Below are 26,148 nucleotides of genomic sequence, written 5' to 3'. Positions count from 1 at the left end.
CTCATTCTCGCACATCGGACGTTCGGAGCCGTCCGCACGAACGACACCGTTGACATCGCTAATAGTGCCATTGACAAATGGCACTGTTGGTGGTGTCATCGAAAAATGGTTGAACTCACCGCGCCCGCGCCACGGGTGCCCGCTAGAGCGGCGGCACGTACCCGACTGAACGCACTGATCACTCGAGTCGGCGTCGGCTCCGTGACCGGATTCATCGGAACCAGCACGGCGGGTGTCGCCGTGTCGCGCGGCCTGATCGCCGCGCTCATGGGTGCCGCCGGTCGGATGCCCAGGGGAGCCTCCGTGGTCCAGGTTCGGGACGGCGGCGTGGTGGGCGAATGGGTGTACGGGGCCGGCGTCGACCGCCGCAGCGAAACCGCGGTCCTCTACCTCCACGGCAGCGCCTACATGATGTGCTCGCCGGGCACGCACCGCAGCTTCGTCGCCCGACTCTCGGCCGTGCTCGGCCTGCCGTGTTTCGTGCCCGACTACCGCCTCGCGCCCGAGCATCGATTCCCGGCAGCCGCCGACGATGTCGACGCCGCCTGGCAGTGGATGCTCGACCGCGGATACGAACCGGAGAACCTGATCGTCGCGGGCGATTCCGCGGGTGGGCATTTGACCGGAGCGTTTGTGCTCAACAGGGCCGCCGACGGTGAGCCGGGGCCTGCCGCCGCGGTCCTGCTGTCGCCGGTCGTCGACCTGACATTCGGATTGTCCGCACAGCAGGAACGCCGTCGGCGCGACCCGATGATCACCGCCGCCGCCGCACGACGCCTGGTCGATCTCTACACACGCGACGCCGACCTGTCCGACCGCAGGCTCGCCCTCGACTACCACGCCGCGGCCGACGCCCCGCCGATGCTGATCCAGGCCGGCGGAGCGGAGATGCTGTCGGCCGACTCGCGGCATTTCGCCAGTCAGGTGAGCGCGTACGGCGGCCGCGCCGACCTCGAAGTGTGGCCGGGCCAGATGCACGTATTCCAGGCGCTGCCCCGACTGACCCCCGACGCCGACGCCGCCCTCCTGCGGATTCGCGACTTCGTCGCCGACGCGCTTGCCACCAGCACAGCCATCCCCAATGAGAACGAAGGAGTCGCCTGATGTTCGGCATCGACTCGGTCCTGTCCACCCTGGTGCGCAACCGGCGCAGCCACGACGCGAAGGCGGTCGTCACCGGCGCGGGCAGTGGGATCGGGCGCGCGTTCGCGCTCGAACTCGCGCGTCGGGGTGGGCACGTGGTGTGCGCCGACATCGACGGATCGCGCGCGGACGACACCGTCCGGGCGATCACCGGCAGCGGTGGCCGGGCCGTCGCCGCGGTCTGCGACGTGTCGATTCGCGATGACGTGGCGAAGCTCGCCGACCTCGCCGTCAGGGAGTTCGACGGGCCGCCCACCCTCGTCGTCAACAATGCGGGCGTCGGGATCGGCGGCAAAGCCGTCGGCGCGGTCGGCATGGACGACTGGAATTGGGCACTCGGGATCAACCTGTGGGGCGTGATCCACGGGTGCGAGACGTTCGCTCCGATGCTGCGCGGCACCGGACACGGCGGCATCATCAACGTCGCGTCGGCGGCGGGATTCGCCGCGGCCCCCGCGATGGGGCCGTACAACGTCGGCAAGGCCGGCGTCATGTCGCTGTCGGAGACCCTCGCAGCCGAGATGAGCGGCAGCGGGGTGAACGTCACCGTCCTGTGCCCGACGTTCGTCAAGACCAATGTCGCACGTGACGGCCGGATCACCGATGCCGGCCAGGGCCTCGCGGGTCGGCTCATGGAACTCACCGGCGTCTCACCCGAGAGCGTCGCGTCCGCCACCCTCGACGCCAACGATCTCGGCCGTCTCTACGTGGTTCCGCAGTTGGATGCCACCGTCATCTGGCATCTGAAACGTCATCTCCCCGGCGTCTACACCTGGGGCGCGGGTCTCCTCGGCCGGATCGCGCCGCTCGAGACCGACGCATCCGAACCCGTCGATCACCGCTGACACTCGGTCACCACTACTTCAAAGGACACGAATCATGGCAATGGACCTCGATCGCATGCTTGCGATGATCAAGAACCGTCAGTGGGCGCTCGCCGACATCGACTGGGACGCGCCGGGCGCGGAACTCATCGAGCCGGAGCTCCACGCCAAGCTCAAGCCGTTTCTCTCGGACCTCATGTGGATCGAGAACGTCGGCGCCCGCGGTTTCGCCGCGATGGCGAAGAAGGCCCCGACCCCGACTTTGAAGTCGATCTACGAGCACTTCCACGCCGAGGAGCAGAAGCACGCGAACGCGGAGCTCGCCCTGATGCGTCGGTGGGGAATGCTCGAGAACGACGAGATCCCGTCACCGAACGTCAATGTGCAGCTCATCATCAACTGGCTGGACAAGTACTCGGACGGAATGTCGCTGTCGTTCCTCGGCACCGTGATTCCGATGCTGGAGGTGGCTCTCGACGGTGCGCTCATCAAGTTCATCACCGATGAGGTCAAGGACCCGGTGGCCCAGGAGGTGTTCCGTCACATCAACTCGGACGAGTCACGTCACCTCGCCGTCGACTACGAAGTCATGGAGATCCTCGGCCATGCCGATCTCCGCAAGCGCACAGCCGACTTCGTCGGCGGCTGGGTGAAGCCGTCGCTCATGGTCGGCTTCCTCAGCTACATGCCGCTGCTCAACAAGATGCGCGACAACATCGTGGCGATGGGCGTCGACGAGGAGAAGCTCTACGGTGCGATGCGGAAGTACCGTGCGGTCGGCGAGCGGTCCGAGTACGTGCGCCGGCTCCCTATGTTCCAGGTGGTCGCGATGCACGGCAGCTGGGTGATCGACCGGAAGAACGTTCCCTATCACCTCGTCGCCGATTCGCTTGTCAAGGTGACGTCGTACATCCCGTTCGACCTCGTGCACCGCACACCGTCGTGGTCGCAGGAACTCACCTACGAGCCGGCCGCCTGAGGACGACAGAGACATGAGCATCGCAGTTGCAGTCATCGGCGCGGGGTTCGCGGGCATCGGCGCCACTATCCGCCTGAAACAGAAGGGCATCGACGACGTCGTCGTCTTCGAACGAGGCGAACGCGTCGGCGGCACCTGGCGAGACAACACGTACCCTGGTGCCGCATGTGACATCCCGTCGCGCCTGTACTCGTACAGTTTCGCGCAGAACCCCGACTGGTCGCACACCTATTCGGGCAGCGCGGAGATCCTCGACTACATCGACTCGATGGTCGCCGACTTCGATGTCGCCCGGCACATCAAGTTCGGTCACGAGGTCACCGGTCTCGAATACGACGAGAAGGCAGGCGAGTGGACGATCCGGTTCGCCGGACGCCGCCGCGCCGTCCGTGCACGATCGGTGATCATGGCCGCGGGTCCGCTCGCGAACCCGTCACTGCCCGACATCAAGGGGCTGGAGGACTACGAAGGGCACGTCGTACACAGTGCGCGGTGGGACCACGACTACGACTTCGCGGGCAAGAAGGTCGCCGTCGTCGGGACCGGTGCCAGCGCCGTCCAGATCGTTCCTCACCTCGTGAAACAGGCCGGGTCGGTCAAGGTGTTCCAACGCACCGCGGGCTGGGTGCTTCCGCGCATCGACGTCGAGACGGGTGAATTCGCGAAGTCGATCTACCGTCACGTTCCCGGTGCTCAGAGCCTCGCGCGGTCGGCCTGGTACTGGGGACACGAGTCGATGGCTCTCGGCCTGGTCTGGGACAGCCCGATCACGCGCGTCGTCGAAGCGATCAGCCGGCTCAACCTGCGGCTGACCGTCAAGGATCCGTGGTTGCGTCGTCAACTGACGCCGGACTTCTCGGCGGGGTGCAAGCGACTGCTGATGACAAGCGATTACTACCCGGCGCTCCAGCAAGACAACTGCAAGCTTGTGACCTGGCCGATCGCGCGGATCGCTCCGAAGGGCATCCGCACCGTCGAAGGCATCGAGCATCGATTCGATTGCATCGTCTTCGCGACAGGGTTCGAGGTCGGCAAGCAGGGCACGCCGTTCCCCATCACCGGCATCGGCGGACGAGTCCTCGCCGACGAGTGGTCCGGCGGCGCGTACGCGTACCGCAGTGTCGCCGTGTCGGGCTACCCCAACCTGTACGTGACGTTCGGACCGAACTCGGGTCCCGGACACAACTCCGCGCTCGTCTACATGGAGGCGCAGATCGACTACCTGACCGAGTCGATCGGCCTGGTCGAGGCGAACGGGTGGAAGGCACTCGACGTCCGCGCCGACGTGCAGGCGGAGTACAACGAGGACATCCAACGTCGGCTCCAGTCGACGACGTGGAACTCCGGGTGCCAGAGCTGGTATCTCACCGACGACGGCTTCAACGCGACCATGTTCCCCGGCTTCGCGACTCAATACGCGAATCAGCTCCGTGAGGTGGACCTGCAGGACTACCGGATTCTGGTGCACAGCGACGCGGCGGCCGTCGCGACTCCGGTGATGTCCGGGTAGGTTCGTGCGATGACCGAGTACCGGATCGACGACCTCGCGCGAGCATCCGGCACCACTACGCGCAACATCCGCGGTTACCAGGAGCGCGGGCTTCTGCCCGCGCCCCTGCGCCGCGGGCGCGTTGCGATCTATACCGAGCGTCACCTGGCGAATCTGCGGGCGATCAACCGGCTGTTGAGCAATGGCTTCACGCTCAAGCACATCGGGACGTTCCTCACCAATCCCCGTGCAATGGTCGCGGAGGCGCTCGATCTTCCGGATCTGCTCGACCTCCGGTGGGCGCAGCGGCGGCCCGACGAGATCACGCACGACGAGTTGGAGCGTGCACTCGGCCCGGTCGACGCCGAGACCCTCGACGCACTCGTCGACGCGCGAATCCTCACGCGCGTCGACGGGTCGTCGCGGGTGCGTGCCGTCGACGACAACATCCTGAGGAACCTCGGGCGACTCGTTGCGCGCGGCATGGAGTTGCGCACGCTGATCGTGGTGCACCACGAGTTCACCGACCGACTCGCCGACGCCGTGCGCGTGCTGATGTCGGGGGCACGGGACGAGATCGTCCGACGTGAGGGGCCGGGGTGGATACCGTCGACGCCCGATGAGGTCGAGTGGGTGACCGATCTCCTCGCGACGATGAGGTCGTCGGCGACGGCGAACGCCTACGCCGCCCTCGATCGGGCTCTCGACGATGCGCGTGACGCCGAAGTCAAGGACTATCTGGCGACTGTCGAGATGCCGTAGCCGAGGTGGCGTGTCGAAGCGTGCGGCCGTGCAGCGTCACATGAGCGCGAGCATGACGCCGACGCCGATGAAGAGCAGGCCGAAGAGGACGTCGAGGCGGCGGCGGGATCGCGGCGACGAGGTGACACGCGCGAACATGCGGCCGAGCAGTGCGAAGAACAGCCACATGACCGTCACGTCGACGGCGACGATCGTCAGGCCGATGACGCCGTACTGTGTGGGCAGATCACGGTCGGCGGCGACAAAACCCGGGATGAACGCGAGCAGGAAGACGATCGCCTTCGGGTTCAGCAGGTTCACCCAGAGGCCGCGGACGAACATCGACACGCCGCTCTCGTCCGACCGGTCGGTCACGTCGAGGTCGCCGTCCTGCCCAGGCGAGAGGATCAACCGAACGCCAAGGTAGCCGAGATACGCGGCGCCGCAGTAGCGGATCACGTCGAACGCCGTCGGCGACCGGGCGATGACCAGTCCCAACCCCGCCGCGACGATCAACAGTTGGATGAGCAATGCGGCCTGCTGGCCGAGGATCCCCCAGATCGATCGGCGGAACCCGACGTTCAGCGCATTGGTCATCGTGTTGACGGCGCCCGCGCCCGGAGTGAAGCTGATGAGCAGGCACGCGCCGAGAAGCGCCCACCACAGCGACCAGCTCACAGAGTCGCGAAGCGCTGCAGGACCTGGAACGCCACGGCGACGACGAGCGCGTTGTAGAAGAAGCTCCAGACGCTGTGGGTCACCACCGCCGAGCGCATCCGGCGGGTGCGGACCTCGACGTCCGACGTCGCGAAGGTCGTGCCGATGGTGAACGCGAAGTACACGAATTCGGCGTACCCGGGTTCGCGTGGCGGCCTGCCGGATTCCGGGTCGCGATGTTCGGGGAAGGTCAGCGAGCGGACCGTCGACTCGCTGTACCGGGTCATGTACACGTTGACGAACGCGATGTGGAGCAGCAGCCACGACATGACGATGCCCGCCACCCCGAACGCGGCGGCGGTGGCGGTGCCGTTGGCCTGTTCGGCGAACGACTGCCCGAGCAACGCGATGACCGCCGAGTTCACGCCGACGAGGCTGGCCGCGATCGGCATCACCCACGACAGGGTGTTCAGGAAACCGGTGCGCGGATCGCGTGTGCCGCGCCGCGCACGGTGACGGAAGACGACGCCGGTCCCGAGCAGGTAGACGAGCGCGCCGACCTCCCACGCGATGAGCGCGGCGAACTCGCGCGACGCGAGCGCGTAGACGGACAGGCCGACCATCGACAGGTCGGCGACGACGGCGGCCGTGACCGAGGCGCGTGCTCGAACCATCATGTCGCGTCGCCGGCGGTCACGAAGTCGTCCCAGTTGGTCGCGAGGTAGTCGAGGAACGCGGGTCCGACGGATTCGGCGATGAAGTGCGATGCGGGCTGCGGGTGCGTCGCCGTGAAGTCGAGGTCGTCGACGACGAGCCGCGGGAAGTCGTGGTGCAGGATGCCTGCGGTCCCGGCGAGGACGAAGTCGACGCCGCGGTCGAGGCACTCGTGCACCTGAGCGGAACTGAGGATCTTGCCCGCGACCCCGAGGCGGACGTCGCCGCGGGGGATCTCGGTGAAGTAGTCGAGCAGCGGTCGGTCGTGGGACTCGCGATCGTGAGGATGCTTGAACGTGTCCCACATGGACATGTCCAGGTAGTCGACGGCGCCGTCGGCGAGCACCTGTCGGGCGAGTTCGCGGGCCTCGTCGAGCACGATCCCGTACCTCTCGGGAGACAGTCTCAGGCCGACCTGGAAGTCGGCCCCGGTCGCGGCCCGGACGGCCGCGATCGTCTCGTGGATGATCGCGAACCTGTTGTCCGCGCTGCCTCCGTACCTGTCGGTCCGCACGTTGTTGCGGCCGTCGAGGAACTGCGCGAGGAGATAGCCGTGGGCTCCGTGGATCTCGACGCCGTCGAAGCCCGCACGTTCCACCCGGCGCGCGGCCGCCGCGAAATCGGCGATCACCTGTTGGACGCCGTCGGTGGTCAACGCCTGTGCGCCGTACTTCGGGTCGTCCCACGGGGCGACGAGTGTCGAGGTCAGCGCCCGGTCGCCGCGGCGTCCACCGTGCTGAAGTTGCACCGACGACGCCGCGCCCGCGGCGCGCAGGCTGTCGGCGAGCCGAGTGAGTCCGGGGAGGTGGGCGTCGTCGGACGCCCCGAGCTGCCCGGTGAACGAGTGTCCCGCGTCGTCGACGAATGCCGCACACGTCATGACCATGCCGAAGCCGCCGTCTGCGCGTCGCGCGAGCCAGTCGTGTTCGTCGTCGGTCAGCGTGCCGTCGGCATTGCTCTGCAGATTGGTCAGCGGGGCCAATGCGACACGATTGCGCCACCTCGGGCCGCGGCGGAGGGTGAGCGATTGGGACGGCGTTGGCATGGGACTCCTCGACTCTGCTGATCTACGCCCGACAGTATCGGCTGCGCCACACCGGGACACGCGCGGAGTGCGCCGCCGCCCATAGGTAGGATGAATAGTGAAGCGGGAGACGGAAAACCACTCCGCCGAGCGCGGCGGATCGCCGGTTGACGCCGGTCGATTCGCAGGAAATACGTCCCACCAGACGGCAGGCCCTGCTGCATACAGCAAGCAGGGCAGGTCAGTGGCCGATCGACGTGTGGGCTGCCTCGCAATTCCGGGGACAGCCCGCACCGGGTCACGTTCGGCGGGACAATGTCAGCGATAGCAACAAGTTCCACAAGAACGATGACGATCAGAAGAGGCTGCGACCTATGACCTCCCAGAAGCAGACGATCATCTACACGCTCACCGACGAGGCCCCTCGCCTCGCCACCGCAGCGTTCCTGCCGATCATCCGCACGTTCGCCGAACCCGCCGGGATCGACGTCCAGACCAGCGACATCTCGGTGGCCGCCCGCATTCTCGCGGCATTCCCCGAACGACTGACCGAGGACCAGCGTGTCCCGGACAACCTCGCCGAGCTCGGACGTCTCACGCAGTTCGCCGACACCAACATCATCAAGCTCCCCAACATCAGCGCGTCCGTCCCGCAGCTGAACGCGGCGATCGCCGAACTGCGCGAGCACGGCTACGACCTGCCGGACTACCCGCACGATCCCAAGACGCCCGACGAGGTCGAGATCCGCGACCGCTACTCCGCCTGCCTCGGCAGCGCCGTGAACCCGGTTCTGCGCGAAGGCAACTCGGACCGCCGCGCACCGAAGGCCGTCAAGGAGTACGCGCGCAAGAACCCGCACAGCATGGGCAAGTGGTCGATGGCCTCGCAGTCGCACGTCGCGCACATGCACCACGGCGACTTCTACGCGGGCGAGAAGTCGATGATCATGGACCACGCGTGTGAGGCGCGCATGGAGGTCGTGACCCCCGACGGCGAGACGCACCTGATGAAGACGGTCCCGCTCGACAAGGGCGACGTGATCGACAGCATGTTCATGAGCAAGAAGGCGCTGCTGGAGTTCTACGAAGAGCAGCTCAACGACGCCAAGGAGACCGGCGTCATGTTCTCGCTGCACGTCAAGGCGACGATGATGAAGGTCTCGCACCCGATCGTCTTCGGTCACTGCGTGAAGGTGTTCTACAAGGACGCGTTCGCCAAGCACGGCGACCTGTTCGACGAACTCGGCGTCAACGTCAACAACGGCATGGTCGACCTGTACGACAAGATCGAGACCCTGCCCGCGTCGAAGCGCGAGGAGATCGTCGAAGACCTCCACCGCTGCCACGAGCACCGCCCTGAGCTGGCGATGGTCGACTCGGCCCGCGGCATCTCGAACTTCCACTCGCCGAGCGACGTCATCGTCGATGCGTCGATGCCGGCCATGATCCGCATCGGCGGCAAGATGTACGGCGCGGACGGCCGCAAGAAGGACACCAAGGCGGTGATGCCGGAGTCGACGTTCGCCCGCATCTACCAGGAGATCATCAACTTCTGCAAGACCAACGGCGCATTCGACCCCACCACGATGGGCACCGTGCCGAACGTCGGCCTGATGGCGCAGAAGGCCGAGGAGTACGGCTCGCACGACAAGACCTTCGAGATCCCCGAAGGCGGTGTCGCCAACATCGTCGACGCGTCGACCGGCGAGGTGCTGCTGTCGCAGAACGTCGAGCAGGGCGACATCTGGCGCATGTGCATCGTCAAGGACGCCCCGATCCAGGATTGGGTGAAGCTGGCCGTCGACCGGTCGCGCGCATCGGGAATGCCCGCGGTGTTCTGGCTGGACCCGTACCGCCCGCACGAGAACAACCTGATCACTCTGGTCAAGAAGTACCTGGCCGATCACGACACCGAGGGTCTCGACATCCAGATCATGTCGCAGGTCCGTGCCATGCGGTACACGCTCGAGCGCGCGATGCGCGGCCTCGACACCATCTCGGTGACCGGCAACATCCTCCGCGACTACCTGACCGACCTGTTCCCGATCCTGGAGCTGGGCACCAGCGCCAAGATGCTGTCCATCGTCCCGCTGATGGCGGGCGGCGGCCTCTACGAGACCGGTGCGGGCGGTTCGGCGCCGAAGCACGTGAAGCAGCTCGTCGAAGAGAATCACCTCCGGTGGGACTCGCTCGGTGAGTTCCTCGCACTGGCCGCGAGCCTCGACGACCTCGGCCGCAAGAACGACAATCCGAAGGCCGCGATCCTCGGTGTGACGCTCGACGCCGCGACGAGCAAGCTGCTCGACAACCGCAAGTCGCCGTCGCGCACCACCGGTGAGCTCGACAACCGTGGCAGCCAGTTCTACCTCGCCCTGTACTGGGCGCAGGCGCTGGCGGAGCAGTCCGACGACGCGGAACTCGCCGCCCACTTCGCGCCGCTCGCCGACAGCCTCGCGGCCCAGGAGGAGACGATCGTCGCCGAGCTCGGTTCCGTGCAGGGCGATCCCGTGGAGCTCGGCGGCTACTACCAGGCCGATCTCGACAAGCTCGACGCGGCCATGCGCCCGAGCGCCACGCTGAACGCGGCGCTCGCCGCGGCTCAGGGCTGACACTCGACCTCTCACGCACGAAAGCGGGTCCACCCATCCGGGTGGACCCGCTTTCGTGCTTCGGGGTCGTCGTCCGACGAGAACGCGTCAGAGGCGTGCCGACATCCAGCGGTAGATGTCGGCCCAGGCCGACGCGGCCATCGCGGTCGGAGCGCCGGTGAACGCGTGCGGGGCGTCCGGATACACGTTGAGCTCGACGTCGCAGTCGGCCAGCGCCAACCGCGAGGCCAGGACGACGCTGTGCTCCAGAAGGACGTCGGCCGTCCCGACGGTGAGCAGTGACGGCGGCAGGGACCGCAGGTCGGCGAAGATCGGCGAGATGTCGGGGACCGACCGATCGTCGACGTGGCCGACATACGCGTCGATGAAGTACTCGTCGTCGATCGCCCGACCCATGGGGGTGCGTCCGCTGATGTCGTACGTGCCGAAGGTGAGGACGGCTCCGGCGAACGCGTCCGAGCGCCCGCGGTCGCGCAGTCTCAGGAGAGTGGTGAGGGCGAGGGTCGCTCCGGCGGAGGCTCCGCCGATGAGGAGCGTCGACTTTCCGAACTCGTCGACGGAGTGGTCGATGAGCCAGTCCGCGACGCGTTCGCAGTCGTCACCGGCCGCGGGCCACGGGTGTTCGGGCGCCAGTCGGTAGTCGGGCGCCACGACGACGACGTCGAGGGCGTCGGCGAGGTCACGGTGCCGCGGGTCGCTGCGCACGGCCGAGCCCAGGTAGAAGCCGCCGCCGTGCAGCGCGAGGTACACGCCGCGTGCGGGTCGGGTCGGGCTGATCACGCGGACCGGGACCCCGTCGATCGTGCGCGTCCGGGCATCGGGGTCCGCGACCGACGGACGCGTCGCGATGGCCGCACGGACGCGGAGCAGTTCGTCGTGGTCGGCGGGTCCCCGGACGGCCGCAGTCCGGGAGTGGTGAGTCCTGCACTCGGCGGCGTGTTCGGCTGATCCCGGCGCGGTGAACCGGGCGAGATCGAAGCGCATCTACAGGCCGTGGCGGCCGAGGAATTCGTCGATGGACGCCTCGAACACCTGATTGTCGTCACCGGCCACCATGTGTCCCGCGGCGGCCACATCGGCGACGTCCGCGTGCGGGACCAACGCCTTCATGGACGCGATGCCCGCATCGCTCACCACATCGGACTTGCCGCCGCGGACGATGAGTGTCGGAACGTCCACCCGTCTGGCTGCGGCTCGCAACCTGGTGGGGTCGGTCACCGTCCGCGTCTCGTCGGCGGGGCCGATGATGAACGCCGGGTCCCAATGCCAGTACCAGCGCCCGTCGTCCCGAAGCCGGACGTTCTTGCGGAGACTGTCGAGATTGCGCGTCCTCGCGCGCCCCGGCGTGTATGCGGCGACGGCGTCGGCGACGTCCTCGAGAGTGTCGAAGCCGTCGATGTGGTCGCTCATGAACGCTTTGATGCGGTCGATGCCCGCGGGTTCGACGTCGACCACCACGTCGACCATCACCAGCGCGGACGCCGCGCCGGGGAACTCGCCCGCGACGCACAGACTGGTGATGCCGCCGAGCGATGCGCCGATCAGGACGGGAGCGGCGTCGATGGCCCGGATCACCGATCGCAGGTCGTCGACGAACCCGCCGATGCCGTAGTCGTCCGCCCACGAACTGTCCCCGTGACCGCGGAGATCGAAGGTGTACACGTCACGTCCACGGGCCGCGAGGGCATGGGCGCTGCGGTCCCAGGAGTGGCGGGTCTGGCCGCCTCCGTGCAACAGGACGATCGGTTCGCCGGTCGTCGAATCGGTGCGACGCCGATCGCCGACCAGACGCATGCCGTTGCTCTCGACGGTGACTGTCTCGATGTTGATGGCGTTCACGTGATCCTCCTGACTGCCCTGTACAAACGTATCGGACGAGGGTGGTCGTGCGGCAACCGGGCGCTTATGGCCGTGTAGTCCGATTGGCCGATAAGAATTTCGAATCATTGTGCGCGAGGGCTGTTCTCGTGACTGCGCTGTGCCCTAGTGTCCGAGGCGGGTCGTGTTCCACGCGACCGAAAGAGATGTCCTTGAAGCCTGGGAGGGATCAACATGCGACAGAACATGCGACGGACGGCGGGGGTCGCCGCGGCATTGGCGGTGACCGCTGCGGTGCTGGCCGGTTGTAGCGACGACAAGTCGGACGATGCGTCAGCGTCGACGACGGCGACGAGCGCGGCGACGACGACCTCGTCGGCCGCGGCCGCGAAGCCCGTCGAACTGACGAGCACCGATGGCAAGGAGGTCACGCTCACGGGCCCGATCGCGGCGAAGTACTCGGCCGCGACCGACAAACAGCGCAAGGACCTCGGCAAGCCGAAGGCGGGCAAGGGCGAGGCGGGAACCAGCGAGAGCGGCGTCGTCTTCCAACAGTTCGTCGGTGGCGTGATCACCGCGAAGAACGCCGAGGCGGGCACTCCCGCCTTCATCACCTGGGGCAAGATCCGCGACGCGTGGAACGTCAAACGTGACGAGCACGGCAAACCGTCGGCGCACGGCAAGTCCGGCTCGAACGGTCCGCTCGGCGCGGCGACCAGCGACGAGACCGACGAGGGAACTCTCAAGAAGTCGACCTTCGAGCACGGCGAGATCACCTTCGACACCAAGACCGACAAGATCAAGGTGACGGTCATGGGCAAGGAGGTCGCCGCCAAGTAGGCGGCTTCGTCGACCGACGACGTCCCCGTGTGCTCGCACTCCGGCGAGCGTACGGGGACGTCTGCGCTCAATCGACAGACGACCAGAGCGTCGCGGCGATCACCCGGCGAGTGTCGGCCGGGTCGATGACGTCGTCGATCTCGAGGACGCGTGCGGCGTTGAGCGCACGCGCGTTGCGTTCCATCGCGGCGGTGAGGTCGCGGACGGCGGGCTCCCGTTCGGCCTCGGGCAGTGCCGCGATCTCTTTCGCCATGCCGAGCCGGACGGCGCCTTCGAGGCGCATCGGTCCGAGGTGGGCCTCGGGCCAGGCGACGGTCAGCAGTGGCCGACGCGTGTCGCCGCCGAGCATGGCCTGTGCACCGAGACCGTAGCCGCGGCGCAGGACCACCCCGACGAGCGGGACGCTCAGTCGCGACCCGACGTTGACGAGGCGCGAGGCCGCCCGCACGAGCCCGGTCCGTTCGGCGTCCGGGCCCACCATGAAGCCGGGCGTGTCGACGAGGCTGATCACCGGCAGCGACCAGCGCTCGCACAGCTCCAGAAAGTCGGCTGCCTTGGTCGACGAGTCGGCGGCGAGTGTGCCGGCGTCGTGCGTCGACTGGTTCGCGATGACGCCGACCGGACGCCCGTCCAGGCGGCCGAGGGCGGTGACGAGTTCCGGGGCCCAGCCCGACCGCAGCCAGATCGTGGAGTCGGTGTCGAGGATCGTCTCGACGATCGGCCGGACGTCGAACGCCTCCCGTTCGCCCGCGGGCAGGGCGTCGCGCAGCACGGCCTGGTCGGCCTGGTCGGACGCCGTCCGACGGCCCGTCAACAGACCCAGCAGTTCGCGGGCGACGAGCACCGCGTCCTCCTCGTCGTCGACGAGGACGTCGAGCACTCCGTTCGCGAACTGTTCGTCCGCCGGGCCGATGTCGTCGGCGGATACGTGTCCGAGCCCACCGCCGACGATCATCGCGGGTCCGGCCATGCCGAGGTTGGCGTCGGCTGTCGCGATACGCACGTCCGCGGAGCCCGCGAGGACCGCGTTGCCTGCGAAGCACCGCCCCGAGACCAGCGCGATGCGCGGGGCGACCTCGCCGAGGGCTCCCCATCGCGCGAACGATCCGACGTCGAGCGCGGACACGATGGGGAAGTCGGTGTCGCCGGGACGGCCGCCTCCGCCCTCGGTGAAGAAGACAGCAGGCAGGCGACGGCGGATCGCCACGTCGATCAGCCTGTCGGTCTTGTGATGTCCGCGCAGACCTTGCGTGCCGGCCTGCACCATCGCGTCGTACGACATCACCACGCACGGTGTGCCGTCGACGGTCGCGGTGCCGCCGATCAATCCGTCCGCCGGGGTGTCGACGACGAGGTCGGCGAGGTCACGCCTGCGCTCCTGCGCGGCGGTGGCGAACTGTCCGTACTCGACGAGCGAGCCGCGATCGACGAGGTCCGCGATGTTCTCCCGTGCGGTGCGGCGACCGGCGGCGTGGCGTTTCGCGACCTTCTCCGGGCGGGCGTCGTCGGTGGTCAGGTGCCGTCTGGCGATCACCTCGGTGAGACCGCTCGCCGGGCTCTGTTCGGTCATGAGACGTCCTCCTCGACGGTCCACGAATGGAGGCTGTCATAGCCCCGCACGTTCTGCGGACTCTGTTCGACGACGCGGTACGACGCGTCCGGCGGCAACCCCGCACGAGTGGCCTCGTCGATGCGTATCTGGCCGGGTCCGCCCAGTGACGTGAGTCTGCTCGCGATGTTCACCGTGAGTCCGAAGACGTCCCCGAGGCGCCGCAGAACCGGGCCGGAGGCGATCCCGGCCCGGACCGGCGGACGGTCGACGGGCCAGGCGTCGAGCAGGTCGCGGGCGATGGACACGCCCGATGCAGCGGTCGGCGCGGTGAACAGCACCGCGTCGCCGATCAGTTTGACGACGCGACCGTCGTGCGCGCCGACGGCGTCGGTGGCGATCGACTCGAAGAGTTCGAGCAGGTCTGCGAGGTCGGCGGGGGAGACCGTCCGCGAGTGCGCGGTGAACCCCGAGATGTCGGCGAATCCGACGGTCACGTCGGCGCTCGTCGTGCCCGTCCTGTCGTACTGCGCGACGGTCCGGGTGATGAACGCCGCCAATTGCCGCCGCCACACGTAGACGTGGAGGGCCTCGATCAGCGGGAGGGCGTCGCCCATGAGACGCTCGAGCGTCTCGTCCGATCCGACCCTGGCGACTCCGTCCAAGACGATCCGCATCAGCGCTTCGCCCTCGGACTCGGCGAGCTGCGCGAACACCTGCCCGGTCAGGCGCGTGAACGAGAGCACCTCGTCCGCCGTCACCATGCCGAGGTCGACCGCGTGCATCGCGCCCTTGGTCGCGGTGGCGTCGCGACGGGTGAGGACGATCGCGTCGTCGTCCTCGATCGGGAAGCCCATCGCCCGCCACATCGCGCGGCCGTATTCGAGGTCGATCCCCACGTGCTCGGCGAGGTCGCGCGCGCTGAACGTCCGCTCGCCGCCGAGCAGGAAGGTCTCCACCTTCGATGCGAGATCGTGGAGGTCGACGTCGTGGTTGGTGTCCATCCCGTCCAGGCTATTCGGAGCACCGATGCCCGGGCGTCGATTCCGCAGTCCTCGACGAGTGGCGACCGCGACGAACCTACAAGGTCGAGACATCCGTGTTCGCGCCGCAGACGACGACGGCGATCCGCTCGCCCGACGCCGGACGGTAGGCTCCGCCGTCGAGCGCGGCGACGGCTGCCGCGGCGCCGTGTTCGGCCGGGATCCGGTAGTCGGCCCACAGCGACGACCGAGATCGCACGATGTCGTCGTCCGATACGAGGACGCTGATCGGGTCGGTCACAGCCGCGACCGCGAGGGCGATGTCGCCGATGCGGCGCGCGCCGAGCGAGTCGGCCGCGACGCCCGACACATCGACGTCGACGGGCGCCCCGGCGTCCAGCGCCGACCGCAGCGTCGGGATGCGTTCGGGCTCGACTGCCACCACCCGCACCCCGTGTTCGTGCGCGAGCGCCGCGACACCGGCGAACAGCCCGCCGCCGCCCACCGCCACGACGATGGTGTCGACGCCCGCGAGGTCGTCGATGATCTCGAGGGCGAGCGTTCCCGCCCCGGCCGCGATCTCCGGCTGGTCGTAGGCGTGGCAGAACAGCGCGCCGGTCGACGCGACGTGCGCCTGCGCGGCGTCGTACGCCTCGGCGTATTCGCGTCCCACCTGGCGGACGGTCGCTCCGAAGGCGCTCAGACGATCCACCTTCACCCGGGGTGCGGTCTCGGGGACGAACACTGTCGCGGGCACACCGAGCACCGAGGCCGCGTAGGCGTTCGCCAGCCCGGCGTTTCCGCCGGACGCGGCGACGACGCCGACGGTCGGATCGAGCAGGCCGAGCTCGCGGGCGTGCAACTGGCGGTTGAACGCGCCGCGGGTCTTGAACACGCCGCAGCGCTGGAGGAACTCCGCCTTGAACCAGACGTCGCCGCCGGACGGACCCCGGTCCGCCTGGATCATCGGGGTACGCCGGACGCGGTCGGCGATCCGGTGTTGTGCGATGCGGACGTCGTCTGCGGTGATCACGGTGTCGACGTTACCTGCGTCACACCAATGTTGACACTGCTCACGCGCCTTCCTAGTGTCGTGAGCAATGTAAACATCGCGGAAGGCGAAGGCACCATGAGCTGGTCAGAGAGCAACATCCCCGCACAGGACGGCCGCGTCGCCGTCATCACCGGCGCCAACGGCGGACTCGGCCTGGCAACCGCGACGGCGCTCGCGCGCAAGCGCGCCGAGATCGTGATCGCGGCCCGCAATCTCGACAAGGCCGAGGCGGCCAAGACGCAGATCCTCCGCGAGGCGCCCGGCGCGGCCATCGATGTGGTCCCGCTCGACCTGTCGTCGCAGGAGTCGGTCAAGAGTGCCGCGTCCGAGGTCCTCGCCCGACACGACCGGATCGACATGCTGATCAACAACGCGGGAGTCATGGCGATGCCCGAGGGGCGTACGGCCGACGGCTACGAGGTCCAGTTGGGCACCAATCATCTCGGTCACTGGACGTGGACCGCGGCATTGCTGCCCGCGGTCCTCGCCGCCGACGCCGGTCGCGTCGTGACGGTGACGAGCGTGGCCCGCCATCAGGGCCGCAGCATCGACCCGGCCAATCCGTTCCTCGAGGGCCGCTACGACGCGTGGCGCGCGTACGGGAACTCCAAGCTCGCGAATCTGCACTTCGCGATCGGGCTCGACCGTCTCTTCACCGACGCGGGCGCGCGGGCCACGGCGCTGTCGGGTCATCCCGGCTGGACCGCTTCGGACCTGCAGACCACCACTGCCGAGGCCGGTGGCGGCGGCGTCCTCGGCACACTCGGTGGCGTGACGACACGCTTCTTCGGGATGTCGGTGCCGCGCGGCGCGCTGAGCCAGTTGCGGGCCGCGACCGATCCGTCGGCGACCGGCGGCACGCTGTACGGCCCGCTGTTCGCCAGTTTCGGATCGCCTGTGGTCCGCCCGCTGGTGCGGCCCGGCGCCGACGAAGCGATCCGCAGGCTGTGGGCCGTGTCCGAGGAGTTGACGGGCGTCGCGATCGACGTGCAGGCATGACGGAGCCGATCGTGCTGATCGCACCCGCGATGGCGATCGGCTCGGGGTACTACCGTCCGCTCGTCGAGGCCTTCGAGCGGCGGGGCTGGGATGCGGTCGCATTGCCGCGACGGGGTTTCGAGCGAGGCGAACCGCGGGCGTCCCGCGCGTCGGACTGGGGCTACGACGACGAGATCGGCGACATCGAGACAGCGGTGACGCGCGTCCGCGGCGAGAATCCGCGACGGCCCGTCGTCCTCCTCGGTCACAGCCTCGGCGGGCAGCTGGTCGCCGGTCACGAACTGACGAGGACGCCGGCTGACGGCGTCGTCACCGTGGGTGCGTCGTTCCCGTACTTCCGCCACTTCCGGTACGGCGGACTGCCGCTCGCCCTTCTCGCGGGCGTCGTCGTGCCGGCGACGACCGCGGTGTTCGGCTACCTGCCGAAGCCCGCGTTCGGCGCGCCCGGCGCTCGCACGCTCATGCGGGAATGGTCGCGCATGGTGCGCAGCGGCAGGCCCCCGTTTCCGGTGGCCGGCCCCGTCGACACACCCGCACTGATGATCAGCCTCGACGGCGACGATCTGTCGCCGTCCGCGGCGGTGGACGATCTCGCCGAGCGCTTCTTCGCCGCTCGGTCCGTCACCCGCTGGCACTACCTCGACCGCGACGTTCCCGACGGGGCGTCCAACGACCACATCGCCTGGGTGCGCACACCCGACGCCGTCGTCGATCGAATCGTCGACTGGTGGACCCGTGAAGGAGCCGAAAGATGAAGTCCCACCTGATCAAAGACGTCGGCGCCAAGCTGATGAACCGCGGCCACCGCGCGATCCTCGCGATCAGCGGCGGACGTCTGCTGTCGGCCCCGTTCGGCATGCCGACCGTGGAACTCCACACCGTGGGCCGCAAGTCCGGACTGCCGAGGTCGTGCTATCTGACGAGTCCCGTCCACGACGGCGAGCGCATCGTGCTCGTCGCGTCGAAGGGCGGCGACGACCGGCACCCGGACTGGTACCGGAACCTGCAGGCGACGCCGGACGCGGAGATCGTCATCGAGGGCGTCACCCGCCGCGTCACGGCGCGCACCGCGACTCCCGCGGAGAAGGCCGAATTGTGGCCGCGGATCGTCGCGTCGTACCGCGGATACGCGGACTACCAGAAGCGAACCGAGCGCGACGTCCCCGTCGTGATCTGCGAGAACCGCTGACCACGACCGGAACGGGTGGTCCGCGCGCCGCGCACTCGTTCCGGTCGCGCTGAGATCACAGATCGACGCGTCGCGCGCCCGATCCGGTCTGGGCGAGTTCGTCGTCGGGGTTGAGCAGTCCGCACGCCTTCATCGACAGGCATCCGCAGCCGATGCAGCCCGTCAGTTCCTTCTCGAGCTTCTCGATGCCGAGCCGACGTTGCTCGAGCGTCGACTTCCATCGGCGTGACGCGCGCTGCCAGTCGTCATGGCTCGGTCGACGATCGAGCGGCACGTCGGCGAACGCGTCCTGAACGTCGGCGAGGGGAATCCCGAGCCGTTTTGCGACCGACACCAGCGCGACGCGGCGAAGCATGTGGCGCGGGTAGCGGCGCTGGTTGCCCGACGTGCGCGTGGACGCGATGAGCCCGAGCGTCTCGTAGTAGTGCAGGGCGGACGCCGCGACGCCGGTACGGCGGCTCATCTCGCCGACCGTGAGCAACTCGTCGGGCTCATGATGCATCGCGGTGTGGTCCATGTCTCCATCGTAGCGAATTGACCTCAAGTGAACTTGAGGTCTTAGCGTGGCGACTGCACCTCGATGAAAGGAACACCGCCATGACCGCCTACACGCTGCCCGACCTTCCGTACGACTACAGTGCCCTCGCTCCGCACATCTCCCCGGAGATCATGGAGCTTCACCACTCGAAACACCACGCGAACTACGTCGCGGGCCTCAACACCACCCTCGACAAGCTCGCGCACGCCCGCGAGACGGGTGACTTCGGTTCGATCGTCGGCCTGGAGAAGACGCTCGCGTTCAACCTCGGCGGTCACATCAATCACTCGATCTTCTGGACCAATCTGTCACCCGACGGCGGCGACAAGCCCACCGGCGAACTGGCTGCCGCGATCGACGACCAGTTCGGGTCGTTCGATGGGTTCCGTGCCCACTTCGAGCAGACCGCACTGACGATTCAGGGCTCGGGATGGGCGATCCTGGCGTGGGATGCCCTCGGCGCCCGGCTGCACGTCGTGCAGATGTACGACCAGCAGTCGAACATCCCCGCGACCCTGGTCCCGATCCTGCAACTCGACATGTGGGAGCACGCGTTCTACCTGGATTACCGCAATGTCAAGGCCGACTATGCCGCGGCGTTCTGGAACATCGCGAACTGGGCCGACGCCCAGGCGCGGTTCGAGGCCGCCGTCGCGACGGTCCGATGAGCGCAGACGCCTCGTTGTACGACGCCTTCGCCAAACTCGGCAGCGGCGTGTGCCTGGTGACGGTGAACGACGACGGCCGCGACGTCGGCTTCGTCGCGGCGTCGGTGCTCACCGCGTCCGTTGATCCGTTCGCGATCGCCGTGTCCGTGGGCGGTCGGCGACCGGGTCTGTCGGCGATCATGGCGGGACGACCGTGGGCGTTGTCGGTGCTGTCGGTCGACCATCTGCCCCTCGTGGAGACCCTCACCGGTCCGACGTCACCCGCTGAACGCAGCGAGGCGCTCGCGGCGGCCGGCGCGCATCGATCACCCGAGGGCGTCCTGTGGGTGCCCGACTCGCTCGCCTCGGTGTGGTGCACCACGTCGTCGACGATGCCGGTCAACGACCAGGTGCTCATCGTCGGCGACGTCGTCCGGGGGAGCAGCCGCGACGGCACGCCGCTGCTGCGGTGGGACCACGGCTTCCACACGACCGGCGACGTCCGCGAGAGCAGGGCCGCCTGACGCCGGTCAGGGGCGCGGACGGACACCGTCGGCGACGATCGACGCGAGCAGGCTCAGCAGGCGGCCGATGTCGTCGACGCGGGGGCCCGCCCGCCATGTGAGGCTGAGGACGCCGTTGAACGCTGCCCACATCAGGGTCGCGGTGAGATCGGGATCGAGGTCGGCGCGCGCGCTTCCGTCGGCGACACCGTCGCGGATCGCGTCGGCGAGCTTCCCGTTCTGTTCGGCGGTCAGCTCGGCTATCCGCTCGAGCGCCTCGGGGACGTCGGGCGGCGACGCCAACAGGCGGAACTGGTGAGGGCGTTCGAACGCGAACCGGGCGTAGGCGGCGGCCGCCGCCGTCACCCGATCCTCGGCCGACCCGGGCAATGCGTACGCCGCGTCCATGTACTCGCGATTGGCGGCGAGAGCTCGTTCGGCGACCGCGAGCAGGACCGCGTCCCGCGTGCCGACACGGTTGTAGATCGTCTGCAACGCGACATCGGCCTTCTCCGAGACCGCGGGCAACGTGACCGCGTCGAGTCCGCCCCGGTCGAGAAGTTCCTCGGCGGCGTCGATGATCGCCTCACGCGTCGCGATCCGCTTGCGCGACTGTCGCGACGGTGCCTTGTCGTCTGCCACCGGGGCTCCTCTCCGTGTCCGCATCATCTCATGTGGCCGGGATCTGTCTCCTCGGGGTTCTCGTGCCGCGCACTGATCCACCCGGTGGCGCTCGCGAGTGCGGCAGCGTCGGGAATCGTGGTGCCACGGAAGCCGATTCGTTCGACGATCGGGCGGATCAGCCCGGGGATCCGGGCGGCGAGGGCGTTCCTCTTCGGTGCGACGATCAGCGGCTTGCGGCGCTCGATGCCGTCGACGACGATCTCCACGACCTCGTCGAGCGGGACCATCTTCCACAGTCCCGACGTGTTTCCACCCCACAACGCGCGGCCCGCGGGATCGGAGTGGACGTCGTCCATCATCGGGGTGGCGAAGAACGTCGGATGAGCGCTGCCGACCGCGACGCCGTGGTGACGCAGTTCGAGCCTGGTCGCGTCCGCGAGCGCCCACACACCTGCTTTGTTCGCGACATACGGCCCGTTGAGCGGGGAGTGGACGAACGCCGCCATCGACGAGATCGCCAGCAGATATCCGCGCCGCCGGATCACGTGCGGAACGGCGGCGCGGAATGTCCGCCACACGCCGTTGAGGTTGATGTCGATGATCCTGGCGAACGCGTCGGGGTCGAGCGTCTCGATGGACGCCATCGAACCGACTCCGGCATTGGCGATCACGACGTCGATGCCGCCGAAGTGCACGGCCGCCTCGTCGACGGCGGTCTGGATGCTCACGAGGTCGCGGACGTCCACCGACCACGCCCGAGCGACGGACGACGGACCGAGCGTCTCGGCCTGGATGCGTACCGCGTCGGCGTGGAGGTCGAGCAATGCGAGGCGGGCTCCGCGGGCGCGGAGTTCAGCGGCCAGGGCCGACCCGAGGCCGCCCGTCGAGCCGGTGATGACGACTGTGCGTCCGGACAGGTCGTAGCGTTTCATGGTGATCTTCCGGGTCAGGGGAGCGCGACGGTCCGGCGAAGCCAGTCGATCTGTTCGGTGACGTTCTTCTCGAACCAATCGCCGACGTAGATGTCGAAATGCCCGGTGTCGTACGAGACGATCTCGACGTCGGGCGCCTTCGACACGTGCTTCCGGGTCGCGGCGGCCGGAGCGACGGCGTCCTGCTCACAGATGACGACCCGCAGGGGACATGCCACGTTCGCCGCCTGACGGCCGGGGAACTGCAGCGGAATCTGAAGTGCGACGCGCGCCGCGACGTCCTTCTCGATGTGCGCGCCCTCGGGGATGAGCGCCTGCACGCCGGCCACGGAGTCGGGGGAGGTCATCAGGGCGACAGTGCCGGGTTCGCCTGTCGTGGGGACCATCACCGGCGGGCGACCGAGTCTCGAACCCACCACGTCGCGCACGGCCAGGGCCGCGATCTTCATGCTGACCAGGGGAGACATGGCGGTCCCGGAGGCGAGTCCGTCGGTGAACGGGCATTGCGCCGTGGCGGCGGCGATCCGGCGGTCCTCCGCGGCGGTCACGATGACGTGACCACCGCTGAACGACGTTCCCCACACCACGACTCGGTCGGCGTCGATCTGCGGCAGGGATCGCGCATACCGGACCGCGGCACGCCAGTCCGCACGCTGGCTCGGGACGTCGAGCAGCTGGCGGGGCTCGCCGCCGCTCGCTCCGAAGTATCGATAGTCGAAGACGAGACACGCATAACCCGCGGCGGAGAATCGCTCGGCGAAGGCGTCCAGTCGTTCTTCGCGCACGCCGCCGAGACCGTGGGCCATGACCACGACCGGTCCGGGTCGATCGGTGCTGTCGGCGTCGGGCAGGTACAGCCACGCCGCACAAGCCGCGTCGCCGGATGGGAATGTGACGTCGATGCGCTCCATCTGGAGGCTCCTCACGTTGGTGTGGTGGGGTTCGGTGATGATCACAATATAGATTCAATTCTAAAATTAGAAGACCTTACAAAACTGAGAGGGATGTCGACCGATGGTATGGTCGCCGACGTGTTGACGCCGAGTGGGGAAGGAGCCGCCATGTCCGCCGGTGAACCTCCCAGTCCGAACGGTCGCACTCTCGTCCTGCGCTGACGTCGGCGTGTCGCGTGTGCGACCTCATTCGTGATCCTCGACTCCGCTTCCGGAGTCCCCTTCTCGTGTGAATGGTCTCGTCATGTCCAAAGAACGCTGCTACTCGTCCACCGTCGACTGCGCATCGAGCATCGTCGACAGCGCCATCTACAGCCACGGCCGCCGTGTCGCGTCTCCCCCATCCCTCGGCGAGACGTTCCGGAGTCTTCGATCGACGCCCGACGGAATGGCGTGGATCGGCCTCTACCGTCCGAGCATCGACGAATTGTCCGCGCTCGCGGATGAATTCGGCCTTCATGAACTCGCCGTCGAAGACGCGGTTCACGCTCATCAGCGTCCGAAAGTCGAGCGCTACGGGCACACACTGTTCGCGGTGCTGCGCGCCGCCCGTTACGTCGACGCCGCCGAGATCGTCGAGTTCGGCGAGCTCCACCTGTTCATCGGGCCCGACTTCGTCATCACCATCCGGCACAGCGAGTCGCCCGACCTGGCGGGTGTCCGAAGGCGGCTCGAGGACGATCCCCGCCTCCTCGCACGCGGCACCGATGCGGTGTTGTACGCGATCCTCGACTCCGTCGTCGACGGCTACGCACCCGTCGTCCGCGGCTTGGAGAACGACATCGACGAGATCGAGACCGAGGTGTTCGGCGGCGATCCCGCGGCATCGCGCCGGACGTATGAACTGTCCCGCGAAGTCGTCGAGTTCCAGCGCGCGACCAGGCCGCTGACGGGAGTCCTCGCGGCTCTCGACGCCGGGTCGGACAAGTACGGGGTCGACGAGGAACTGCGCCGCCACCTGCGTGACGTCGCCGATCATGTCGTGGGGATCAATGAGCGCATCGACGGTTTCCGCAGCGCCTTGCGCGACATCCTGACCGTGAACGCGACGCTGGTCGCGCAGCGGCAGAACGAGGAGATGAAGACTCTCAGCGAAGCCAGTATCGCCCAGGGTGAGGACGTCAAGAAGATCTCGGCGTGGGCGGCGATCCTCTTCGCGCCGACCCTAGTCGGAACCGTGTACGGCATGAACTTCGACACCATGCCGGAACTGCATTGGCAGTACGGCTATCCGTTCGGCCTCTTCCTGATGGTGATGGTGAGCGTCGTCCTGCACTTCGCGTTCAAGCGCCGCGGCTGGATCTGATCCGCCGCCCGACCGCCCTGCTGCCGCCGCTCGTTGAGCGAGTGCAGCAAGTCGAAGCGTCTAACATTCCCCGAATCGAACGATCTCGGGGTGATTCCTCGGCCGCGCTCGGAAATCGGGGAATGTTACGTGCGGATGCCGGCGTTAGGGAGTCAGCGTTCGGTCAACGAACGGGTGAGGACGTCAGCGCTCGGCTTCGGCTTTGATCCAGGCGAGGGTGGCGGAGACGTGGGATTCGAGTTCGTCGGCGTGATTGCCCATGCCGCCGAGCAGCACGTTGCCGAACAGCGTGGCGAATCCGGGGACGCCGTCGGTGATCGTCCGGGCCTCGCGCAGCACGGTGGCGTCGCCGTCGCCGGCAATCGTGTAGGACCAGGTGGCGCCGCTCGTCGAGGTGTGCCAGGTGAGTTCGCGGCCTTCGTCGACCGTCACCACCCTGCTGACCGTCGGCCACACGACGGCCTTGCGGCGGTTCCATCCGACGAACCGTTCACCAGCGCGGAACGGCCCCTTTCGTCGGGTCATGGCGAAGAGTTCCGGGCTGGCCTTCGGCATGGTCGCCGGGTCGCTGAGGATGTCCCATACGTGCGCGCGGTCGGCGTTGATCGTGACCTCGTCGGTGAAGTCGCGGTCGGCGGGTCCGGTCATGAACTTCTCTCCTCTGCGGGCGTTTCGACAAGTGTGCCAGGCGTGTCCCGACGGCGCCCTGCGGGCGTGACGAAAACCGGAACGAGGACCAGCGCGACGCCGAGCAAGACCATGGCGAGTTCGTCCCACGGCACCGGTCGGGGAACGTCGATCGCCAGGCCCGCCACGATGAGCACACACGCCGAGACGACGAGCGGTGTCGAACCGAGCGCCCGTTTGGTGAACAGCGCGCCGATGCCCGAGACGAGGACGCCGGGCGTGAAGGCGAAGCACGCGAGAACGGCGCCCTCGATCACGTACACGCAGAACTCGAGGACGTCGACTCCGCCAGCCGCAGCCGCGCACCCCGCGACGACAGTCGTCGCGATCAGGCCGGCGGCCATGCGCCGCCTGACACGTCCCGGCGTTCCGCGTAGGGCTCCGACGACGAGCAACGGGCCCACCGCGGCGGCGATGACGACGAACGCAACGACCGCGTAGACGATGATCATGTCGACCACGTGCTTCCGGAATCAGGCCTTCTCGACATGTCGTCGATGGTGGTCGGCGTTCCGCGTCAACGCAATTTACGCGAGTTCCGCGTGTCGGTCGTTCGACGGGGAAATCGCCTCACGACTGCCGCGCTCGGGGGCCGGATCGGGCGTAGCGTGAGAACCCCGAGCAGATAGGAACGACGATGACCACATCTTTCCGCCCAGCCGTCGTCCGGACCGTCGCGGTCGCCGCAGCGGTGAGCGCGGCAGCGCTCGTCGCCGTTCCGGGACAGGCCGCGGCCGACGTCAAGTCCGGCGCATACACTTCCACCACATGGGCCGGGAACACCGTCCTGCTCAAGCGTGTCGGACACGTCGAGCACGGCCAACTGGTCCTGATCGGCCACTACCCGATTCACAACGTCGGCAACGGCGGCTACGTCGACTTCTTCCCCGGCCACCGCGTGTTCATGTATCCCGACGGACACGGCGGTTACAAGGGGCCGGCGTATCTCGGCGGTGCCCGCGTCGGAACCTTCACACTGACGCCCCTGCGCTGACCTCGTCTCCAACTCGTCGATCAGGCGAGGAGCAGTGTTCGACCCGGCGGTCAGTCGCACCCGAGGTGGTGGGCGAGGAAACCTGTGGAGTCGGCGGCGACCTCGTCGTAGTGACCCATGGCGCAATGGTCGTCGTCCGGGTACAGGATTAGATCGCCGAGCGGTGCGTGGTGCGCGAGGTCGACAGTGTCCTGGGTGGAGACGAGTGTGTCGGAGTCGCCGTTGACGGCCAGGATGGGAATCGTCACGTCGCGGTAGGCCGATCGCAGGGACAGGGACCGCATCCGCTTCATCAGTGACAGCGGATCGGACACGCCGAAGGTCTTCTGAAGCGTCCACATCATGATCTCCG

At 67.9% G+C, this 26,148-nt stretch carries 29 protein-coding genes; 14 read left to right on the top strand and 15 right to left on the bottom strand.

Going from position 1 to position 26,148, the window contains the following annotated elements; genetic code table 11:
• Window positions 1-105: 105 nt before the first annotated feature.
• From GYB83_RS17375 to GYB83_RS17355, 5 genes are read left to right on the top strand one after another with little or no spacing between them, the layout of a single operon-like run.
• Window positions 106-1,104: an alpha/beta hydrolase gene (locus GYB83_RS17375; RefSeq protein WP_161896610.1), complete on the top strand. Its 999-nt coding sequence runs from the start codon at window positions 106-108 to the stop codon at window positions 1,102-1,104.
• Complete coding sequence (locus tag GYB83_RS17370) at window positions 1,104-1,988, top strand: SDR family NAD(P)-dependent oxidoreductase (RefSeq protein ID WP_161896609.1); 885 nt, start codon at window positions 1,104-1,106, stop codon at window positions 1,986-1,988. Before GYB83_RS17375 ends, GYB83_RS17370 begins: the two co-directional genes overlap by 1 nt.
• A 34-nt stretch (window positions 1,989-2,022) precedes the next feature.
• Window positions 2,023-2,946, top strand: a complete 924-nt coding sequence (locus GYB83_RS17365; protein WP_008376476.1) for a ferritin family protein — start codon at window positions 2,023-2,025, stop codon at window positions 2,944-2,946.
• Between the two features lie 13 nt (window positions 2,947-2,959).
• A complete protein-coding gene (locus GYB83_RS17360; protein WP_161896608.1) occupies window positions 2,960-4,456 on the top strand; it encodes a flavin-containing monooxygenase in 1,497 nt (498 codons plus the stop codon).
• Window positions 4,457-4,465: 9 nt separating this feature from the next.
• Complete coding sequence (locus GYB83_RS17355; protein WP_161896607.1) at window positions 4,466-5,197, top strand: MerR family transcriptional regulator; 732 nt, start codon at window positions 4,466-4,468, stop codon at window positions 5,195-5,197.
• Between the two features lie 36 nt (window positions 5,198-5,233).
• On the opposite strand, the gene GYB83_RS17350 is transcribed toward GYB83_RS17355, so the two are convergent.
• The 3 genes from GYB83_RS17350 to GYB83_RS17340 are packed head-to-tail and all read right to left on the bottom strand — an operon-like array spanning window position 5,234 to window position 7,592.
• Entirely contained in the window at window positions 5,234-5,854 is a 621-nt protein-coding gene (locus GYB83_RS17350) for a LysE family translocator (protein ID WP_161896606.1), read from the bottom strand.
• The gene (locus GYB83_RS17345) at window positions 5,851-6,510 is read right to left on the bottom strand and encodes a DUF1345 domain-containing protein (protein ID WP_161896605.1); all 660 of its coding nucleotides are present in this window, start codon (window positions 6,508-6,510) and stop codon (window positions 5,851-5,853) included. The genes GYB83_RS17350 and GYB83_RS17345 overlap by 4 nt, the downstream gene beginning before the upstream one ends.
• Window positions 6,507-7,592 carry an NADH:flavin oxidoreductase gene (locus GYB83_RS17340; RefSeq protein ID WP_161896604.1) on the bottom strand — a complete coding sequence of 362 codons (1,086 nt, stop codon included), beginning with the start codon at window positions 7,590-7,592 and terminating at the stop codon, window positions 6,507-6,509. Before GYB83_RS17340 ends, GYB83_RS17345 begins: the two co-directional genes overlap by 4 nt.
• A gap of 353 nt (window positions 7,593-7,945) precedes the next feature.
• Between GYB83_RS17340 and GYB83_RS17335 the strand changes: the two genes are divergently transcribed.
• The gene (locus tag GYB83_RS17335) at window positions 7,946-10,180 is read left to right on the top strand and encodes an NADP-dependent isocitrate dehydrogenase (RefSeq protein WP_161896603.1); all 2,235 of its coding nucleotides are present in this window, start codon (window positions 7,946-7,948) and stop codon (window positions 10,178-10,180) included.
• An 87-nt stretch (window positions 10,181-10,267) separates the two neighbouring features.
• Here the strand turns inward: GYB83_RS17335 and GYB83_RS17330 are convergent, their stop codons facing one another.
• Together GYB83_RS17330 and GYB83_RS17325 are read right to left on the bottom strand one after the other, a co-directional pair.
• Window positions 10,268-11,164, bottom strand: coding sequence for an alpha/beta hydrolase (locus GYB83_RS17330; RefSeq protein ID WP_161896602.1), 897 nt, complete (start codon window positions 11,162-11,164; stop codon window positions 10,268-10,270).
• Complete coding sequence (locus GYB83_RS17325; protein ID WP_161897561.1) at window positions 11,165-11,974, bottom strand: alpha/beta fold hydrolase; 810 nt, start codon at window positions 11,972-11,974, stop codon at window positions 11,165-11,167. It lies immediately after the preceding gene.
• A gap of 258 nt (window positions 11,975-12,232) precedes the next feature.
• Between GYB83_RS17325 and GYB83_RS17320 the strand changes: the two genes are divergently transcribed.
• A complete protein-coding gene (locus tag GYB83_RS17320) occupies window positions 12,233-12,838 on the top strand; it encodes an LGFP repeat-containing protein (protein ID WP_161896601.1) in 606 nt (201 codons plus the stop codon).
• Between the two features lie 67 nt (window positions 12,839-12,905).
• On the opposite strand, the gene GYB83_RS17315 is transcribed toward GYB83_RS17320, so the two are convergent.
• The 3 genes from GYB83_RS17315 to GYB83_RS17305 all read right to left on the bottom strand — a co-directional run bounded on the left by GYB83_RS17315 (window position 12,906) and on the right by GYB83_RS17305 (window position 16,403).
• Complete coding sequence (locus tag GYB83_RS17315) at window positions 12,906-14,408, bottom strand: acyl-CoA carboxylase subunit beta (protein ID WP_161896600.1); 1,503 nt, start codon at window positions 14,406-14,408, stop codon at window positions 12,906-12,908.
• Window positions 14,405-15,391: an adenylate/guanylate cyclase domain-containing protein gene (locus GYB83_RS17310; protein WP_228461573.1), complete on the bottom strand. Its 987-nt coding sequence runs from the start codon at window positions 15,389-15,391 to the stop codon at window positions 14,405-14,407. The genes GYB83_RS17315 and GYB83_RS17310 overlap by 4 nt, the downstream gene beginning before the upstream one ends.
• A gap of 76 nt (window positions 15,392-15,467) precedes the next feature.
• Complete coding sequence (locus GYB83_RS17305; RefSeq protein ID WP_161896598.1) at window positions 15,468-16,403, bottom strand: threonine/serine dehydratase; 936 nt, start codon at window positions 16,401-16,403, stop codon at window positions 15,468-15,470.
• A 96-nt stretch (window positions 16,404-16,499) separates the two neighbouring features.
• On the opposite strand from GYB83_RS17305, the gene GYB83_RS17300 reads away from it, so the two are divergent.
• The 3 genes from GYB83_RS17300 to GYB83_RS17290 are packed head-to-tail and all read left to right on the top strand — an operon-like array spanning window position 16,500 to window position 18,612.
• The gene (locus GYB83_RS17300) at window positions 16,500-17,423 is read left to right on the top strand and encodes an oxidoreductase (protein ID WP_161896597.1); all 924 of its coding nucleotides are present in this window, start codon (window positions 16,500-16,502) and stop codon (window positions 17,421-17,423) included.
• Complete coding sequence (locus tag GYB83_RS17295) at window positions 17,420-18,178, top strand: alpha/beta fold hydrolase (RefSeq protein ID WP_161896596.1); 759 nt, start codon at window positions 17,420-17,422, stop codon at window positions 18,176-18,178. Before GYB83_RS17300 ends, GYB83_RS17295 begins: the two co-directional genes overlap by 4 nt.
• The gene (locus tag GYB83_RS17290; RefSeq protein WP_161896595.1) at window positions 18,175-18,612 is read left to right on the top strand and encodes a nitroreductase family deazaflavin-dependent oxidoreductase; all 438 of its coding nucleotides are present in this window, start codon (window positions 18,175-18,177) and stop codon (window positions 18,610-18,612) included. The genes GYB83_RS17295 and GYB83_RS17290 overlap by 4 nt, the downstream gene beginning before the upstream one ends.
• A gap of 55 nt (window positions 18,613-18,667) precedes the next feature.
• Here GYB83_RS17290 and soxR read toward each other — a convergent pair whose 3' ends face one another.
• Window positions 18,668-19,114: a redox-sensitive transcriptional activator SoxR gene (gene soxR / locus GYB83_RS17285; protein ID WP_186349865.1), complete on the bottom strand. Its 447-nt coding sequence runs from the start codon at window positions 19,112-19,114 to the stop codon at window positions 18,668-18,670.
• A gap of 95 nt (window positions 19,115-19,209) precedes the next feature.
• Here soxR and GYB83_RS17280 point away from each other — a divergent pair, with 95 nt between their 5' ends.
• Both GYB83_RS17280 and GYB83_RS17275 read left to right on the top strand, forming a co-directional pair.
• The gene (locus GYB83_RS17280; protein WP_161896593.1) at window positions 19,210-19,818 is read left to right on the top strand and encodes a superoxide dismutase; all 609 of its coding nucleotides are present in this window, start codon (window positions 19,210-19,212) and stop codon (window positions 19,816-19,818) included.
• The gene (locus GYB83_RS17275; protein ID WP_161896592.1) at window positions 19,815-20,321 is read left to right on the top strand and encodes a flavin reductase family protein; all 507 of its coding nucleotides are present in this window, start codon (window positions 19,815-19,817) and stop codon (window positions 20,319-20,321) included. Before GYB83_RS17280 ends, GYB83_RS17275 begins: the two co-directional genes overlap by 4 nt.
• Window positions 20,322-20,327: 6 nt before the next feature.
• On the opposite strand, the gene GYB83_RS17270 is transcribed toward GYB83_RS17275, so the two are convergent.
• The 3 genes from GYB83_RS17270 to GYB83_RS17260 are packed head-to-tail and all read right to left on the bottom strand — an operon-like array spanning window position 20,328 to window position 22,767.
• Window positions 20,328-20,966, bottom strand: coding sequence for a TetR/AcrR family transcriptional regulator (locus tag GYB83_RS17270; RefSeq protein WP_161896591.1), 639 nt, complete (start codon window positions 20,964-20,966; stop codon window positions 20,328-20,330).
• Window positions 20,966-21,856 (bottom strand): SDR family NAD(P)-dependent oxidoreductase, encoded by an 891-nt coding sequence (locus GYB83_RS17265; protein ID WP_161896590.1) that lies wholly within the window; start codon window positions 21,854-21,856, stop codon window positions 20,966-20,968. The genes GYB83_RS17270 and GYB83_RS17265 overlap by 1 nt, the downstream gene beginning before the upstream one ends.
• A gap of 14 nt (window positions 21,857-21,870) precedes the next feature.
• Window positions 21,871-22,767, bottom strand: coding sequence for an alpha/beta hydrolase (locus GYB83_RS17260; RefSeq protein WP_161896589.1), 897 nt, complete (start codon window positions 22,765-22,767; stop codon window positions 21,871-21,873).
• A 286-nt stretch (window positions 22,768-23,053) separates the two neighbouring features.
• Between GYB83_RS17260 and GYB83_RS17255 the strand changes: the two genes are divergently transcribed.
• The gene (locus tag GYB83_RS17255) at window positions 23,054-24,115 is read left to right on the top strand and encodes a magnesium and cobalt transport protein CorA (protein WP_161896588.1); all 1,062 of its coding nucleotides are present in this window, start codon (window positions 23,054-23,056) and stop codon (window positions 24,113-24,115) included.
• Between the two features lie 183 nt (window positions 24,116-24,298).
• Here the strand turns inward: GYB83_RS17255 and GYB83_RS17250 are convergent, their stop codons facing one another.
• Together GYB83_RS17250 and GYB83_RS17245 are read right to left on the bottom strand one after the other, a co-directional pair.
• Window positions 24,299-24,763 carry an SRPBCC family protein gene (locus GYB83_RS17250; RefSeq protein ID WP_161896587.1) on the bottom strand — a complete coding sequence of 155 codons (465 nt, stop codon included), beginning with the start codon at window positions 24,761-24,763 and terminating at the stop codon, window positions 24,299-24,301.
• A complete protein-coding gene (locus GYB83_RS17245; RefSeq protein ID WP_161896586.1) occupies window positions 24,760-25,254 on the bottom strand; it encodes a hypothetical protein in 495 nt (164 codons plus the stop codon). The genes GYB83_RS17250 and GYB83_RS17245 overlap by 4 nt, the downstream gene beginning before the upstream one ends.
• A gap of 185 nt (window positions 25,255-25,439) precedes the next feature.
• Between GYB83_RS17245 and GYB83_RS17240 the strand changes: the two genes are divergently transcribed.
• The gene (locus GYB83_RS17240) at window positions 25,440-25,796 is read left to right on the top strand and encodes a hypothetical protein (RefSeq protein ID WP_161896585.1); all 357 of its coding nucleotides are present in this window, start codon (window positions 25,440-25,442) and stop codon (window positions 25,794-25,796) included.
• 50 nt (window positions 25,797-25,846) lie between these two features.
• Here the strand turns inward: GYB83_RS17240 and GYB83_RS17235 are convergent, their stop codons facing one another.
• A complete protein-coding gene (locus GYB83_RS17235; RefSeq protein ID WP_161896584.1) occupies window positions 25,847-26,140 on the bottom strand; it encodes an alpha/beta fold hydrolase in 294 nt (97 codons plus the stop codon).
• Window positions 26,141-26,148: the final 8 nt, after the last annotated feature.

Source organism: Gordonia spumicola (genome assembly GCF_009932475.1).
Classification (GTDB): Bacteria; Actinomycetota; Actinomycetes; order Mycobacteriales; family Mycobacteriaceae; genus Gordonia; species Gordonia spumicola.
This window is presented reverse-complemented; position numbering and strand designations above follow the sequence as displayed.

Excerpts from the sequence above, each read along its gene's own strand:
- GYB83_RS17275 (WP_161896592.1), top strand. The coding sequence starts at position 19,815 with ATGAGCGCAGACGCCTCGTTGTACGACGCCTTCGCCAAACTCGGCAGC.
- GYB83_RS17320 (WP_161896601.1), top strand. The coding sequence starts at position 12,233 with ATGCGACAGAACATGCGACGGACGGCGGGGGTCGCCGCGGCATTGGCG.
- GYB83_RS17325 (WP_161897561.1), bottom strand. The coding sequence starts at position 11,974 with ATGCGTCTGGTCGGCGATCGGCGTCGCACCGATTCGACGACCGGCGAA.
- GYB83_RS17250 (WP_161896587.1), bottom strand. The coding sequence starts at position 24,763 with ATGACCGGACCCGCCGACCGCGACTTCACCGACGAGGTCACGATCAAC.
- soxR (WP_186349865.1), bottom strand. The coding sequence starts at position 19,114 with ATGCATCATGAGCCCGACGAGTTGCTCACGGTCGGCGAGATGAGCCGC.
- GYB83_RS17300 (WP_161896597.1), top strand. The coding sequence starts at position 16,500 with ATGAGCTGGTCAGAGAGCAACATCCCCGCACAGGACGGCCGCGTCGCC.
- GYB83_RS17265 (WP_161896590.1), bottom strand. The coding sequence starts at position 21,856 with ATGAAACGCTACGACCTGTCCGGACGCACAGTCGTCATCACCGGCTCG.
- GYB83_RS17335 (WP_161896603.1), top strand. The coding sequence starts at position 7,946 with ATGACCTCCCAGAAGCAGACGATCATCTACACGCTCACCGACGAGGCC.
- GYB83_RS17315 (WP_161896600.1), bottom strand. The coding sequence starts at position 14,408 with ATGACCGAACAGAGCCCGGCGAGCGGTCTCACCGAGGTGATCGCCAGA.
- GYB83_RS17295 (WP_161896596.1), top strand. The coding sequence starts at position 17,420 with ATGACGGAGCCGATCGTGCTGATCGCACCCGCGATGGCGATCGGCTCG.
- GYB83_RS17235 (WP_161896584.1), bottom strand. The coding sequence starts at position 26,140 with ATGATGTGGACGCTTCAGAAGACCTTCGGCGTGTCCGATCCGCTGTCA.
- GYB83_RS17375 (WP_161896610.1), top strand. The coding sequence starts at position 106 with ATGGTTGAACTCACCGCGCCCGCGCCACGGGTGCCCGCTAGAGCGGCG.
- GYB83_RS17280 (WP_161896593.1), top strand. The coding sequence starts at position 19,210 with ATGACCGCCTACACGCTGCCCGACCTTCCGTACGACTACAGTGCCCTC.
- GYB83_RS17365 (WP_008376476.1), top strand. The coding sequence starts at position 2,023 with ATGGCAATGGACCTCGATCGCATGCTTGCGATGATCAAGAACCGTCAG.
- GYB83_RS17360 (WP_161896608.1), top strand. The coding sequence starts at position 2,960 with ATGAGCATCGCAGTTGCAGTCATCGGCGCGGGGTTCGCGGGCATCGGC.
- GYB83_RS17330 (WP_161896602.1), bottom strand. The coding sequence starts at position 11,164 with ATGCGCTTCGATCTCGCCCGGTTCACCGCGCCGGGATCAGCCGAACAC.
- GYB83_RS17310 (WP_228461573.1), bottom strand. The coding sequence starts at position 15,391 with ATGGACACCAACCACGACGTCGACCTCCACGATCTCGCATCGAAGGTG.
- GYB83_RS17240 (WP_161896585.1), top strand. The coding sequence starts at position 25,440 with ATGACCACATCTTTCCGCCCAGCCGTCGTCCGGACCGTCGCGGTCGCC.
- GYB83_RS17370 (WP_161896609.1), top strand. The coding sequence starts at position 1,104 with ATGTTCGGCATCGACTCGGTCCTGTCCACCCTGGTGCGCAACCGGCGC.
- GYB83_RS17355 (WP_161896607.1), top strand. The coding sequence starts at position 4,466 with ATGACCGAGTACCGGATCGACGACCTCGCGCGAGCATCCGGCACCACT.
- GYB83_RS17260 (WP_161896589.1), bottom strand. The coding sequence starts at position 22,767 with ATGGAGCGCATCGACGTCACATTCCCATCCGGCGACGCGGCTTGTGCG.
- GYB83_RS17255 (WP_161896588.1), top strand. The coding sequence starts at position 23,054 with ATGTCCAAAGAACGCTGCTACTCGTCCACCGTCGACTGCGCATCGAGC.
- GYB83_RS17345 (WP_161896605.1), bottom strand. The coding sequence starts at position 6,510 with ATGATGGTTCGAGCACGCGCCTCGGTCACGGCCGCCGTCGTCGCCGAC.
- GYB83_RS17270 (WP_161896591.1), bottom strand. The coding sequence starts at position 20,966 with ATGCGGACACGGAGAGGAGCCCCGGTGGCAGACGACAAGGCACCGTCG.
- GYB83_RS17290 (WP_161896595.1), top strand. The coding sequence starts at position 18,175 with ATGAAGTCCCACCTGATCAAAGACGTCGGCGCCAAGCTGATGAACCGC.
- GYB83_RS17245 (WP_161896586.1), bottom strand. The coding sequence starts at position 25,254 with ATGATCATCGTCTACGCGGTCGTTGCGTTCGTCGTCATCGCCGCCGCG.
- GYB83_RS17340 (WP_161896604.1), bottom strand. The coding sequence starts at position 7,592 with ATGCCAACGCCGTCCCAATCGCTCACCCTCCGCCGCGGCCCGAGGTGG.